This window comes from Enterobacter bugandensis (assembly GCF_900324475.1).
In the GTDB taxonomy this organism is placed as follows: domain Bacteria; phylum Pseudomonadota; class Gammaproteobacteria; order Enterobacterales; family Enterobacteriaceae; genus Enterobacter; species Enterobacter bugandensis.
Map to the genome: position 1 here is coordinate 1287865 of NZ_LT992502.1, position 12887 is coordinate 1300751.

The window sequence follows — 12887 nt, forward strand, 5'->3', positions numbered from 1 at the left end:
GTCAGTCAACCGGAGCTGTGAAAAATTCGATAAATCAGAAGAGTTATGAAGGATTTACGCGGATGGTTTCCAGTCGTCTTGAAATGCGCGGTATCAGCCTGGCCTTTTCCGGCTTTCAGGCGCTGACGCGCGTGGACTTCACGCTGAACGGCGGGTCGGTGCATGCGCTGACGGGCGCCAACGGTGCGGGGAAATCAACGCTGATGGCGGTGCTGTGCGGGACGCACGACCACTATGAGGGCGAAATCTCCATTAACAACCAGCCGGTAAACATTCGCGAGCCGCTGGACGCCAAACGGCTGGGCATCCACCTCGTGCAGCAGGAGGTGGACGTGGCGCTGATCCCCGGGCTGAGCATTGCGGAGAACATCATGCTCGACCAGTTGGCGCAGCCTGGGCACCGCTACCGCTGGCGCACCGTTCGTCAGCAGGCGCGGCAGGCGCTGGCGCAGCTCGACGTTACGCTGGACGTTCGCCGCTCCATCGACGGCTGTTCGCTGGCCGAAAAGCAGCAGATTTTGCTGGCACGCGCTTTGTCCCACCACTGCCGCTTTTTGATTCTTGACGAGCCCACCGCGCCGCTGGACGCGCACGAGAGCGAGCGTCTGTTTGCGGTGGTAAGACGTCTGCAACAGCAGGGCATCGGCGTGGTGTTTATCTCCCACCGCATTCACGAGCTAAAAGCTATCTGCGACACCCTGACGGTGCTGCGCGACGGCAAGCTGATTGAGTCCGGCCCGATGGCCGATCTCAGCGGTGAAGAGATTGTTGAGAAGATGCTCGGCCACGTGCTGAGCGATATCTACCCGCCCGCGCGACCGCCGCACGGCGACGAAACACTGCTGCGAGTGGAAGGACTGCACGACGACGCGCTGCTGAAGGATATCTCCCTGCACCTGCGTAAAGGCGAAATCCTCGGCATTGCCGGGCTGGCGGGGGCGGGGAAAACCGAACTCTGCAAGGCGCTGTTTGGCGCCAGCAAAAGCCGCGTGGCGCGCGGTGAGCTGAATCATCAATCCTGGCAGCCGCGCGATCCGGCAGACTCGGTGCTGCGCGGCCTGGCGCTGGTGCCGGAGGAGCGGCGCAAGGAGGGCATTTTTATCGACGAGCCGGTGAGCATGAACCTTGCCGTGTGCGCCGATAACAGCTTCTCGCGCTGGAGCCTGTTCGGCCATCGCCAGGCGTGGCGCTGGGCGGAAGAGGTGATCGCCCGCGTCGGCGTTCGCACCCGCGGTCCCGGACAGGTTTTGCGACGTCTCTCCGGCGGTAACCAGCAGAAGGTAGCCATCGGCAAGTGGCTGCGTAATGACGCCAGCGTGCTGATTTTCGACGAGCCGACCAAAGGCGTGGACGTGAAGGCCAAAACCGATCTGTTCCAGCTGATTGACGGCCTGGCGCGCGAGGGCAAAGGGGTGATCTACGCCTCCGGCGAGTTTGCCGAGCTGGTGGGACTGTGCGACCGCATCTGCGTCCTGTGGGACGGGCGCATCGTGGCAGAAATCGCCGGGGAAGAGGCCCGTGAAGAGACACTACTTTATTATTCAACCGGAGGAACGGCGTCGTGAGCAAGGCCCTTTCAGTGACCCCGGCGGCGTCTGGCCGTCAGCAACTTTTTGATTTTCTCTATAAATGGGGCATGTTGCTCACCGTCGTCGCGCTGGTGGCCGTCTTTGGCCTGGCGTCGGACAGCTTCCTCGACCCGAACAACATCATCAATATTCTGCGCTCGATTGCCATCGTGACGGTGATTGCCGTTGGCGTGTCGATTTCGCTGACCGTCGGCGGGTTCGATCTCTCCGTGGGCTCCACCGCGTCGCTGGCGAACGCGCTGGTGATTTCGCTTTTCGTCTGGCACGGCTTCGGCACCACCGAGTCGATTGTAATCACTCTCGCGCTCTGCACGCTGGTCGGCCTGTTTAACGCTTTCCTGATCGTCATCCTGCGTATTCCGGACATGCTCGCGACGCTCGCCAGCCTGTTTGTCATCCAGGGCGTGGCAATGACCTACAGCTACGGCGGGTCGATTACCGAGAACATGGTGCTGCCGAGCGGCGACATGGCGGAAGGGACCATTCCGGCGGCGTTCAGCCTGCTGGGGCAGGTGCCGACCATCGTCATCATCATGCTGGCGGTGACCCTTCTGGCGCAGCTGGGGCTGTCGCTGACCACTCACGGACGCCGGATGTACGCCATTGGCGGCAACCCGGAAGCGGCGCGCCTCTCGGGCATTCGCACCACGCGCTACAAGGTGGCGGCCTACGTGATTGCCTCGCTGCTGGCGGGGCTGGGCGGCATTCTGCTGGCCTCCCGCATCGGGTCGTCGCAGGTCAATGCGGGCGGCGGCTATCTGATGGATGCGGTGGCAGCGGCGTGGATTGGCTTCTCGCTGGCCGGGTCCGGCAAGCCGAACGCGCTGGGCACGCTGGTGGGGGCGGTGATCCTCGGCGTGCTGTCGAACGGGCTGGTCATGCTCTCCGTGCCGTATTACGCCATGGACATAATAAAAGGGCTGGTGCTCGCGGTAGCGCTGGCGATTACCTACATACAAAAACGCTGACAACACAACGGGATAAAAAATGAAAAAGATTGCGCTCTCTTTGGTCGCACTGGGGTTACTCACTTCTCTGCCGGGATTTGCGGCCACGCCCGCGCCGGTTCCGGCCGCCATTGCGAACCACGACGGACCGATCCGCATCGCGGTGATCCGTAACCTCGGCTCGGACGACAACACCACGCAGTTTGTTGCCGGGGCCATTCAGGAAGGGAAAAAGCTCGGCTTTAAGGTCAGCACCTTTTTGAGCAACGGGGATGACGCCAAATTCCAGGACTTCGTTAACCAGGCCATCAGCCAGAAATATGACGGGATCATCCTGTCGCAGGGCCGCGATCCGTACTCCACCGCGCTGGTGAAGAAGGCGGTGGATGCCGGGATCAAGGTCGCCGTATTTGATACCGCCGTAAACGGCGAGATCCCGGGCGTGACCGTCACCCAGCAGGACGACGCCTCCCTGACGAATCTCTCCTTCGGCCAACTGGCGAAAGATTTCAACGGCAAGGCGAATATCGTCAAGCTGTGGGTAGCGGGCTTCCCGCCGATGGAGCGCCGTCAGGCAGCCTATAAAGAATTGCAAAAGCAGTACCCGGAGATTAAAGAGCTGGAGTCCATCGGCGCGGTCTCTTCTGACGTGCAGGGCGACACCGCCAACAAGGTGGGCGCGATCCTGGCGAAATACCCGAAAGGCAAAATCGACGCCATCTGGGGCACCTGGGATGCCTTCAGCCAGGGCGCGTATAAAGCGCTGAAGGAGAACGGCCGTACCGAGATTAAACTCTACAGCATCGACATCTCCAACCAGGATCTGCAGCTGATGCGCGAGCCGGGCAGCCCGTGGAAGGTGAGCGTGGCGGTGGATCCGAAGCTGATTGGTGCGACTAACGTGCGCCTGATCGCCAACAAGATTGCCGGGGAAGCCACGCCTGCCACTTACGACTTCAAAGCCGCTGCGATCCCGCAGGCGCTGCTGACCGCGCAGCCGGGGGCGGTGAACGTAGCGTCGCTGGGCAAAATCATTCCGGGCTGGGGCCAGACGGAAGATTTTATCGCGCCGTGGTTTGCGACGCTGGAAGCGAAAAATAAATGAGCATCCTCCCCACGCCAGAATACAGCCGCAATATGCGGCTGATCGGCCATAGCGACCAGGGCGGTCGTCCGGACGGCGTGCAGCTGATGGTGCACCGCGGTTTCGCCTATATCGGCCATATGGTGTCGCAGGGCTTTTCGATAGTAGACGTGCGCGACCCGAAAAAACCGAAACCCGCGGGCTATGTGCCTGCGCCGCCGGGCACCTGGAACGTGCATCTGCAGGCGCATGACGATCTCCTGCTGGTGATCAACGCCCGGGATCTGTTTGCCGATGCCCGCTTTGCCGACGAGAAGGTCTATTACACCCGGCAGGTGGGCGAGACCGTCCGCGACGTGCAGGACAAAGGCTGGAGCGCCGGGCTTCGTGTGTTTGATATCTCCACCCCGGACGCGCCGCGCGAAATCGGCTTTCTGTCGCTGAGCGGGATTGGCATTCACCGCATCTGGTACGTCGGTGGGCGCTGGGCGTACGTGTCGGCGCTGATCGACGGTTTTACCGACTACATCTTTCTGACGATCGACCTGGCCGACCCGCGTAAGCCTGAGGTGGCAGGGCGCTGGTGGCTGCCGGGCATGAACCAGGCCGAAGGCGAACAGCCGAACTGGCCGGAAGGCAAACGCTACGCGCTCCACCATGCGATTATTGCCGGCGATACGGCGTACGGCAGCTGGCGCGACGGCGGCCTGACGCTGCTGGACGTGAAGGATCGTACCCAGCCTAAGCTTATTAGCCACCGTAACTGGAGTCCGCCGTTTGGCGGCGGCACGCACACCGCGCTGCCGCTGCCGGACCGCGATCTGCTGGTGGTGCTGGACGAAGCGGTGCTCGATAACCAGGAGGACGGTGAGAAGCTGATCTGGCTGTTTGATATTCGCGACCCGTCGAATCCGGTCAGCATTTCTACCTTCCCGCAGCCGGATGAAATCGACTACGTGGAGAAAGGGGCGCATTTTGGCCCGCACAACCTGCACGAGAACCGGCCGGGGAGCTTTGTCAGCTCAACGCTGATTTTTGCCACCTATCAGAATGCGGGCGTGCGCGCGTATGACATCTCCAATCCGTATCGGCCCGTGGAAACCGGTGCGCTGGTGCCTGCGGCACCGGAGAAAATGATGGACACCCGCCCGAATCGCCCGCAGGTAATCCAGTCGTGTGACGTGTTTGTGGATGCGCAGGGAATTATCTACAGCACGGACTATAACGGCGGGCTGTCGGTAATTGAGTATCTGGGGTAAGTGCGGTTTGATGCCCTCACCCCGGCCTTCTCCCACAGGGAGAGGGAGAAAATCAACTGTACTGCCGCACCCGCGCCACCAGATCTTCCGCGCTGTCGATACGGTCGGCAATCACAATGAGCGCCTTGCCGAGCGTTATCGCGTGGCGCAGGCACTCGTGGCGCATGGCCTCGTCCTGAATGGTGTCGATATCCGCGACGTGGGAAAGCCCGACGCTGCGGCGAATGAGTTCGGTGCCGCAGAAGCCGATGGCGTCATGCCAGACCTTTTTCAGGAACGCGGAGGCATAGCCTGGCGCGCTGAGCGCGGCGTCGCGGGCTTTCTCGTTTGCCAGCGCCTGGAAGCGTTCCGCGAAGGTGTTCCACAGCTCCTGAATATCGGTCAGGCGCTGCTCGCGCGCGGCGGCGGCATCGCGAATGCCCAGATGGCCCGGCAAGCCGCAGAAGTTGAGCAGCAGGTTGCCGATGGCGGTGCCGACGTCAAAGCCAATCGGCCCGAAATAGCCGAACTCGGCGTCGATGGCCTTCAGGCTGCCGTCGGCCACAAAAATCGAGCCGCTGTGAATATCCCCGTGCAGCAGCGCTTCGGCATGCGAGAAGAAGCGGTGCTTCAGGGAGGCCACGGCAATTTTTAGCGGGGCGTCGTCGCGCAGGCCGGCGACGTCATTTTCCAGCTCGGCAGGGTAGTTATTGCGCTCATGAACCTGGTACGGATCGTTGAAGAACAGATCTTCGGTGATCTCACACATCTCCGGGTTGATGAATTTCGCCACCTGCGCTTTTTTCTCGTGCGGGTGCAGATAGAAATCGCTGGTGTGGAACAGCGCGTGCGCGAGGTATTCGCCCAGCTGGCGCGCCGCCTGCGGGTAGTAAATGTTGTTGATCAGCTCGCCGCGCCAGATGCGATGGCTGGAGAGATCTTCCATCACCATCACCGCCAGTTCCGGGTCAAAGTGGTGGATTTTCACGGTGTGCTGCGGGCTGTGCTGGTAATGCTCGACCAGGGTTTGCGCCTCGAGGCGGGCGCGATCCAGCGTCAGCGGCCAGGACTCGCCGACGCAGCGCACGTAGGGCAGCGCCTGTTTGACGATGATGCGGCTCACGCCCGCGCTGTCGTAAATTTTAAAAACCAGATTGAGGTTGCCGTCGCCCACTTCCAGCGCCTCTACCAGCGATGACGGATCGTCAAGCCCACCAAACTGCCTGGCATACTCCACGGCGTCCTGAGCGGTAAAGGTACGGTATTGCGACATGGCCTGTTCCTCACGAGTTAACTAATTAAGACATGTAGACGTCTATACATCTGGATTTCATCCTGACACAATGTGCTACAACAACGCAACAGGGAATTAACGACATGCAGACATTACAGACGACCAGCCTGCGGGTGGCGGATAATCAGCTCTTTATTCTCGACCAGCAGGCGCTTCCGCAGGAGAAACGCTGGCTGGATGCCTCAACGGTGGAGGCGCTGGTTGGGCATATCCACGCTCTGCGCGTGCGTGGCGCGCCGTTGATTGGTCTCTCTGCAAGCCTGCTGCTGGCGCTGCTGGCGGAAAACGGCAAAAGCCGCGATGAGCTGGCGGTGGCGCTGGAAACGCTTCGCGCATCCCGCCCGACGGCGGTAAACCTGATGAACAACCTCGACCGCATGAAGCTTGCGCTGTGGGAAGAGGATTTCGTTCCGGCGCTGGTGGCTGAGGCGCTGCGCCTGATTGACGAAGACAAACGGCTTTGCGACGCGATTGCAAAAGCGGGCAGCGCGCTGGTGAAGCCCGGCAGCCGTCTGCTGACCCACTGCAACACCGGCGGGCTGGCAACCGCGGGCGTCGGTACGGCGCTGGGCGTGATTGCCCGCGCGCATCAGGAGGGTAACGTCAGCAGCGTCTGGGTGGATGAAACCCGTCCGCTGTTGCAGGGCGGCAGGCTGACCGCATGGGAGCTGGGCGAGCTGGGGGTGCCGTATCAGCTGATTACCGACTCCATGGCCGCCAGCCTGATGGCGAAAGGGCAGGTGGACGCCGTGTGGGTGGGGGCAGACCGTATCGCCGCCAACGGCGACGTGGCGAATAAAATCGGCACTTATTCACTGGCGGTGCTGGCGAAATTCCACGGCATTCCGTTTTACGTCGCCGCCCCACAAACGACGCTCGACCCGACCTGCCCGAACGGGGATGCGATCCCCATCGAGCAGCGCGCCGCCAGCGAGGTGACGGGCGTTGCCGGAAGCTTTGGCGCGGTGCAGTGGGCGCCGGAAGACGCGCAGGTCTATAATCCGGCATTCGACGTCACGCCTGCCTCGCTGATTAGCGGCTGGGTGCTGGATACGGGTGTGGTCACGCCGGATGAGGTGGCGGAAGGGAAATTTGCCTGAGTCCGGCTATCCTTTAAGGGGGTTCCCTGAGAGGACAACATTGTGACGCTCGATCCTGAAACAGACTTAAAACTGGAGCGCGTGGTGGATGCACCGCGCGACCTGCTCTGGCTCTGCTGGACCACGCCCGAGCACATCAAAAACTTCTTCATTCCTGCTCCTCATAAGGTGACCGAATGTGACCTCGACCTGCGCGTGGGCGGGCGGTTCAACACCGTGTTTGAGGTGGACGGGCAGCGGATGGATAACCGGGGTGTCTTCCTGGAAATCGATCCGGGGAAAAAGCTGGTGTTTACCGACGGCTATACCGAAGGCTGGAAACCGGCCGAGAAGCCGTTTATGACGGCAATTTTGTTGCTGGAAGACGTCGGGGAGGGGAAAACCCGCTATACGGCGATTGCGCGCCATCCGACGAAGGAAATCCGCGAGCAGCATGAACAGATGGGCTTCCACGAAGGGTGGGGGACAGTGCTGGATCAGCTGGTGGAGTATGTGAAAGGGCTTAACGCTTAGTGCGCGCTGGTGCCCTCACCCCGACCCTCTCCCTGTGGGAGAGGGAGAAAAGATCAGGCCAGGCGTGGATACGCATCCGCGATCGCATCGCCCGTAAACTGGGCAACCCAGCCTTCCGGATTGTCGAAAATACGAATGGCCGTAAAGTTCGGCTCTGAGCCCATATCAAACCAGTGCGGCGTGCCCGCCGGCACGGAAATCAGGTCGTTTTTCTCGCACAGTACCTGGTACACCTCATCGCCAATGTGCAGGCAGAACAGCCCGGCACCTTCCACGAAAAAGCGTACTTCGTCCTCGCCGTGGGTGTGTTCGTTCAGGAACTTCGCGCGCAGCGCCTCTTTCTGCGGATTGTCGGCGCGCAGGCTGATGACATCCCAGCTCTGATAGCCTTTCTCTGCCACCAGCTTGTCGATCGCATGTTGATACGCTTCGATCACGGCTTCGGGCGCAGGATCCTGCCCTAAATCACGGTCTGCCGCCCAGCGCTCAAAGCGCACGCCCTTAGCGTTCAGCTGTTGAGCGATTTCGGCGGCGTCGGTGCTGTGCCACTGGTGCTGGCTGGCGTCTTTATCGGAATAAATGGTCAATGCGCTCATGAAGGGATCTGCTCCGGATTAATCTCGTCAAACTGGTGGATTTGATGGTGATGGCTCGCACCGTCATCTTCACCGCGAATCAGTTGCAGGGTGCGAAAACCCGCCTGTTCAGCCGCGTCCAGCTCCTGATGAATATCCGACAGGAACAGGATCTGCGACGGGGCGATGCCCGTGTGCGCCGCTATGTTCTTGTAAGACTGCACCTCGCGCTTGGCGCCGATGTGGGTATCAAAATAGCCGCTGAACAGATGAGTAATATCACCTTCGTCGCTGTAGCCAAATAACAGTTTCTGCGCAGCAACGGAGCCAGAGGAATAAACATAGAGATCAATCCCTTGTGCCTTCCATTTTTCCAGCGCGGGCAGAACGTCAGGGTAGAGATGGCCGGTAAAGTCACCGTTGATGTAGCCCTCCTGCCAGATGATGCCTTGCAGTGCTTTGAGCGCCGTCGATTTGCGGTCTTCATCCATAAAGCTAAACAGCACGTTGATGAGATCGCCGACGCCGGCATGCGGATCGCTGATTTCATCGCGCAGGTTGTCCAGAATCGATTTGACCGGCTCGGCGTACTGCTGGGCGGTCACGAAGGCCGCCAGCCGCTCACGCGCGTAGGGGAACAAAACATCATGGACAAAACGAATATCGCTGGTGGTTCCTTCAATATCCGTCACAATCGCGCGAATCATACTCTCTCCAGTTGTCGTAAACGCATTTCGCATTCAAATAAGAATTCTAAACCTTCCAGATGACGGCGGGCTTCGGCCACGTCGCGTCCCCAGCAGGTTAAGCCATGGCCGCGCAGAAGAAAACCATAATTAAGCGGACGCTCCTGGGCGTAATGGGCGATGCGCGAGGCGAGGGCGTCGATGTCCTGGTCGTTATCAAACACCGGGATGGCGACGGTATCCAGATGGGTAGTCTGCCCGGTAAGCGATTTCTGCATCTCGAAACCGCTGATATTCAGTTCGGCTTCTTTGACCAGACGCGACAGCACCGTGGCGTTAACGGTATGAACGTGCAGGACAGCGTTAGCCTCCGGGAACAGGCGATAGATAAGGGTGTGTAGCCCGGTCTCCGCCGACGGTTTTCGACCGGACGGCGCCCGGTTGGTGGCGATCTCCACCTGTAGAAAATCGTCGGTGGTCAGGCTGCCTTTGTCCTTGCCGGATTCGCTGAGCCAGCAGAGGTGCTCGTCCTGACGCACCGACATATTACCGCCGGTGGCGGGTGCCCAGCCTTTGGCGCCTATCCAGCGGCAGGCGTCGACCAGGTGTGTGAGCAGCAGGTTGTCTGTCATTTCCTTTTACCCCTCGGCCAGGAATATTGATATGGTTTAGACGTCTAAGCGTCTTGATTGCCAAAGACTAACATCGTGTTATAGTGGCAGCAACATAAGTATTACAAGCAGGCACGACAACATGAGCAATAACGTATTGATCCCGCAGAGTAAACTTCCTAATCTCGGTACCACCATATTTACGCAGATGAGCGCCCTGGCGCAGCAGCACAATGCCATTAACCTCTCGCAGGGGTTCCCCGATTTCGATGGTCCGAAATATTTGCAGGAACGTCTGGCGCACCACGTGGAGCAGGGTGCGAATCAGTATGCGCCGATGACCGGCGTGCAGGCGCTGCGGGAAGCCATTGCCGACAAAACGGCGGCGCTGTATGGCCATAAGCCCGATGCGAACAGCGATATCACGGTGACGGCAGGGGCGACCGAAGCGCTGTATGCTGCCATCACCGCGCTGGTGCGCGCGGGGGATGAAGTCATCTGCTTTGACCCAAGCTACGACAGCTATGCGCCTGCGGTTGAACTCTCCGGTGGCGTGGTGAAGCGTGTGGCGCTCCAGCCGCCGCATTTCCGCCCGGACTGGCAGGCGTTCGCCGCGCTGCTGAGTGATAAAACGCGCCTGGTGATCCTGAATACCCCGCACAACCCGTCGGCGACGGTGTGGCAAAAGGCCGATTTTACCGCGCTGTGGCAGGCTATCGCCGAGCGGGAAATTTACGTCCTGAGCGATGAAGTCTACGAGCACATCTGCTTTGCGGCGGAAGGGCACGCCAGCGTGCTGGCCCATCCGCAGCTTCGCGAGCGCGCGGTTGCGGTGTCGTCATTTGGAAAAACCTACCATATGACCGGCTGGAAGGTAGGGTACTGCGTGGCCCCGGCGGCCATCAGCGCGGAGCTGCGTAAGGTGCACCAGTACCTGACCTTTGCGGTCAATACGCCCGCGCAGCTGGCGCTGGCGGACATGCTGCGCAGCGAACCGCAGCATTATCGCGAGCTGCCGGATTTTTACCGCGCGCGTCGGGATCTGTTTGTAAATGCGCTGAGCAAAAGCCGTCTGGAAATTCTGCCGTGTGAAGGGACCTACTTCCTGCTGGCGGACTACAGCGCGATTTCCGATCTGGACGATGTCAGCTTTTGCCGGTGGCTGACGGAGGAGGTGGGCGTGGCGGCTATTCCGCTGTCGGTGTTCTGCGCCGATCCCTTCCCGCATAAGCTGGTTCGTCTGTGCTTTGCGAAGCAGGAATCGACGCTGCTGGCGGCGGCAGAGCGTCTGGCGACGCTCTGACTATTTCACCGTCCAGGCTTCGGAATAGCGACGGTCTGCAAACAGTTCCAGCAGGCCGTTGATCTGCTTCAGGCGCAGCACCTCGTCGCTGTCCATCCCCAGTTCCTTACCAATTTTCTCATCGTTCCAGCCAAGCTGGGCCAGCTCCCGGACGATGTCGGACATGGCGTTGATCTGGTGGCGTCCCCGCGCACGGTTGTGGCGGATGGTGGCGGCCATCCGGTCAAGCTTTTGCTGGCGATCTTTGCGCAGGCAGGTGACGGGCAAATAGCCCCGAAGCTGGCGCTTCAGCGCGGCCCTGCTTTTACCGATTTCGTGACGATGGAAGCCATCGACAATTTCGTAATGCGCCGGCTCGCTTTCCGTCACCACGATGGGCTGCGTAAACCCGTCGAGCTCGAGCGATTGACTCAGCAGACGCTTTTCCGGCGGCGCCACGTTATTCGGGTTGTAGTCGTTGGCAACGATAGCGTCCTGCTTTATCCACAGCACGCAGTCGACGGGCTGGTCGCTGAACGGGCTGAGATGATGCATGGCCTGGCGAAAAGCATTGATGGCATCTATACGTTGCTCGTCGGTGAGCGTCTGCAAATAGGTTTCCAGTTCGGTAATCAGTCGTTGCTGCATAAGATCCCCCACTCATTGCGTTTTGATTTCATCCGTTCGCTATAGCGCTGATAGTGCTTTGGTTTGTTCGGGCTAAAGGAGAGGGCCCGACACCAGTAATCGTTGTTGAGCAGAACCTTGCATATTCGCCGCCAGGACGGGATATCCTTTGAGCCGATATCACCCTCCTGCGTATCGGGAAGATCGGACATCCCGCGCTTCTGATACCAGTGCAGGTACACCGCGACTTTATTGCGATAATGTTCAGCCGTCTGTTGCGGCATGCTGTCGAGGAGCAGCATGGCGTACTCTTGCCAGCTGAGGTGGTCGGGCTTGAGGATCTTTCTGTGACCGTAGAAGTGGTTGTCGTGCCCCGCGTAAATTCCGCCGCTGCGCACACCGCTGACGCGTGCGCACATGGCGGCCCAGCGTTCAGGTTCAACGACATGATAGAGCCATAAGCCCTGTCGCTGCTCCGGGCCAAAGGGTTCACAGATGCGCATGTAGCGCGGTGGCACGCCGGCCTGGTACATCAGATTGTAGAGGGGGTTATAGGCGCAGCCCGTTTTGGCAAACCAGGTCCAGATGTCGGCGGTTTTCCAGTCGTAGAGAGGATAGATATACCAGGCATGACCGCCGGGCGCGACGGTCGTCCAGGGTTTGTCGTCGGAAAAGCGCTGCTTGCGTGCGCAGGCGATTGCCAGGAAGCGGTTATAGGATTCGTCGGCGCGGATGCCCACCATCACTGCGGCGGGGCGCCTTCGCGCATACCATTCGGCAAAGTCCCTGACGAAGGCCTCGAAGGTCATTCCCTGCTGATAAAAATCAAAATAACACGTACTGGTGATGGCATCAGGCGGAGGCTGTCTGACCCAGCTTATGCCAGGTTCCCAGCACTGCCATTCCGGCTGGTACTGAGAGAGGGCATTTTGCGTGGTGATCGGCAGCGCCACCCACCAGAACTGATTGATGACGTCACGATATTGGGTCCTCATGTTCTCAATATGCTCAATGGTGCAGGAGAACTGTGCTTCCCAGTCCAGAAAGAGGACATCTATTTTTCTGTTCAGCTGCCGCGCCCGTTGCGCAGCAAGATGAAGCATCACCGTTGAATCTTTTCCGCCAGAAAATGAGACGCACACGCGGGTAAAATTTTGCAGCGTCCAGTTTATGCGTTCTGAAGCAGCCTCCAGAACGTTTTCCTGAAGAGGGTATTTATAGATAGACATGATGAGTCGCATCCTGCGTATGGAATACCGTTAATGCTATTAAACTGCCATCATGTTATTATATGTTTTCATTCTCAACTAATTATTTTACGCCTTCACTCTATTCTTGCTG

At 59.6% G+C, this 12887-nt stretch carries 13 protein-coding genes; 7 read left to right on the plus strand and 6 right to left on the minus strand.

Translation table 11 applies throughout. The features are described 5' to 3' along the window. Window positions 1-62: 62 nt before the first annotated feature. From DG357_RS06180 to DG357_RS06195, 4 genes are read left to right on the plus strand one after another with little or no spacing between them, the layout of a single operon-like run. Complete coding sequence (locus tag DG357_RS06180; RefSeq protein ID WP_088205165.1) at window positions 63-1565, plus strand: sugar ABC transporter ATP-binding protein; 1503 nt, start codon at window positions 63-65, stop codon at window positions 1563-1565. Then, window positions 1562-2557, plus strand: coding sequence for an ABC transporter permease (locus DG357_RS06185; RefSeq protein WP_069733597.1), 996 nt, complete (start codon window positions 1562-1564; stop codon window positions 2555-2557). Before DG357_RS06180 ends, DG357_RS06185 begins: the two co-directional genes overlap by 4 nt. Before the next feature lie 19 nt (window positions 2558-2576). After that, window positions 2577-3641, plus strand: a complete 1065-nt coding sequence (locus DG357_RS06190) for a sugar ABC transporter substrate-binding protein (protein WP_045261033.1) — start codon at window positions 2577-2579, stop codon at window positions 3639-3641. Continuing rightward, the gene (locus DG357_RS06195; RefSeq protein ID WP_088205164.1) at window positions 3638-4879 is read left to right on the plus strand and encodes an LVIVD repeat-containing protein; all 1242 of its coding nucleotides are present in this window, start codon (window positions 3638-3640) and stop codon (window positions 4877-4879) included. The genes DG357_RS06190 and DG357_RS06195 overlap by 4 nt, the downstream gene beginning before the upstream one ends. A 52-nt stretch (window positions 4880-4931) precedes the next feature. On the opposite strand, the gene mtnK is transcribed toward DG357_RS06195, so the two are convergent. Continuing rightward, window positions 4932-6131 carry an S-methyl-5-thioribose kinase gene (gene mtnK, locus DG357_RS06200; RefSeq protein WP_088205163.1) on the minus strand — a complete coding sequence of 400 codons (1200 nt, stop codon included), beginning with the start codon at window positions 6129-6131 and terminating at the stop codon, window positions 4932-4934. A 104-nt stretch (window positions 6132-6235) separates the two neighbouring features. On the opposite strand from mtnK, the gene mtnA reads away from it, so the two are divergent. Together mtnA and DG357_RS06210 are read left to right on the plus strand one after the other, a co-directional pair. Next, window positions 6236-7252, plus strand: coding sequence for an S-methyl-5-thioribose-1-phosphate isomerase (mtnA, locus tag DG357_RS06205; protein WP_063154722.1), 1017 nt, complete (start codon window positions 6236-6238; stop codon window positions 7250-7252). A gap of 42 nt (window positions 7253-7294) precedes the next feature. Then, window positions 7295-7765 (plus strand): SRPBCC family protein, encoded by a 471-nt coding sequence (locus DG357_RS06210; RefSeq protein WP_088205162.1) that lies wholly within the window; start codon window positions 7295-7297, stop codon window positions 7763-7765. 53 nt (window positions 7766-7818) lie between these two features. Here the strand turns inward: DG357_RS06210 and DG357_RS06215 are convergent, their stop codons facing one another. From DG357_RS06215 to DG357_RS06225, 3 genes are read right to left on the minus strand one after another with little or no spacing between them, the layout of a single operon-like run. Further along, window positions 7819-8361 (minus strand): 1,2-dihydroxy-3-keto-5-methylthiopentene dioxygenase, encoded by a 543-nt coding sequence (locus tag DG357_RS06215; RefSeq protein ID WP_010428475.1) that lies wholly within the window; start codon window positions 8359-8361, stop codon window positions 7819-7821. Next, on the minus strand, window positions 8358-9047 hold the full coding sequence (mtnC, locus tag DG357_RS06220) for an acireductone synthase (RefSeq protein ID WP_047367714.1): 690 nt from the start codon (window positions 9045-9047) through the stop codon (window positions 8358-8360). The genes DG357_RS06215 and mtnC overlap by 4 nt, the downstream gene beginning before the upstream one ends. Beyond that, window positions 9044-9658, minus strand: coding sequence for a methylthioribulose 1-phosphate dehydratase (locus tag DG357_RS06225; protein WP_048961266.1), 615 nt, complete (start codon window positions 9656-9658; stop codon window positions 9044-9046). Before DG357_RS06225 ends, mtnC begins: the two co-directional genes overlap by 4 nt. A gap of 121 nt (window positions 9659-9779) precedes the next feature. Between DG357_RS06225 and DG357_RS06230 the strand changes: the two genes are divergently transcribed. Beyond that, the gene (locus tag DG357_RS06230) at window positions 9780-10940 is read left to right on the plus strand and encodes a pyridoxal phosphate-dependent aminotransferase (protein WP_088205161.1); all 1161 of its coding nucleotides are present in this window, start codon (window positions 9780-9782) and stop codon (window positions 10938-10940) included. Here DG357_RS06230 and DG357_RS06235 read toward each other — a convergent pair whose 3' ends face one another. Then, a complete protein-coding gene (locus DG357_RS06235; RefSeq protein ID WP_028012316.1) occupies window positions 10941-11567 on the minus strand; it encodes an IbrB-like domain-containing protein in 627 nt (208 codons plus the stop codon). Then, window positions 11552-12775, minus strand: coding sequence for a phosphoadenosine phosphosulfate reductase (locus tag DG357_RS06240; protein WP_047367717.1), 1224 nt, complete (start codon window positions 12773-12775; stop codon window positions 11552-11554). Before DG357_RS06240 ends, DG357_RS06235 begins: the two co-directional genes overlap by 16 nt. Window positions 12776-12887: the final 112 nt, after the last annotated feature.

Coding starts and splice junctions, on each gene's coding strand:
- DG357_RS06180 (WP_088205165.1), top strand. CDS start 63: ATGGTTTCCAGTCGTCTTGAAATGCGCGGTATCAGCCTGGCCTTTTCC.
- DG357_RS06190 (WP_045261033.1), top strand. CDS start 2,577: ATGAAAAAGATTGCGCTCTCTTTGGTCGCACTGGGGTTACTCACTTCT.
- DG357_RS06195 (WP_088205164.1), top strand. CDS start 3,638: ATGAGCATCCTCCCCACGCCAGAATACAGCCGCAATATGCGGCTGATC.
- mtnK (WP_088205163.1), bottom strand. CDS start 6,131: ATGTCGCAATACCGTACCTTTACCGCTCAGGACGCCGTGGAGTATGCC.
- mtnA (WP_063154722.1), top strand. CDS start 6,236: ATGCAGACATTACAGACGACCAGCCTGCGGGTGGCGGATAATCAGCTC.
- DG357_RS06215 (WP_010428475.1), bottom strand. CDS start 8,361: ATGAGCGCATTGACCATTTATTCCGATAAAGACGCCAGCCAGCACCAG.
- mtnC (WP_047367714.1), bottom strand. CDS start 9,047: ATGATTCGCGCGATTGTGACGGATATTGAAGGAACCACCAGCGATATT.
- DG357_RS06225 (WP_048961266.1), bottom strand. CDS start 9,658: ATGACAGACAACCTGCTGCTCACACACCTGGTCGACGCCTGCCGCTGG.
- DG357_RS06230 (WP_088205161.1), top strand. CDS start 9,780: ATGAGCAATAACGTATTGATCCCGCAGAGTAAACTTCCTAATCTCGGT.
- DG357_RS06235 (WP_028012316.1), bottom strand. CDS start 11,567: ATGCAGCAACGACTGATTACCGAACTGGAAACCTATTTGCAGACGCTC.
- DG357_RS06240 (WP_047367717.1), bottom strand. CDS start 12,775: ATGTCTATCTATAAATACCCTCTTCAGGAAAACGTTCTGGAGGCTGCT.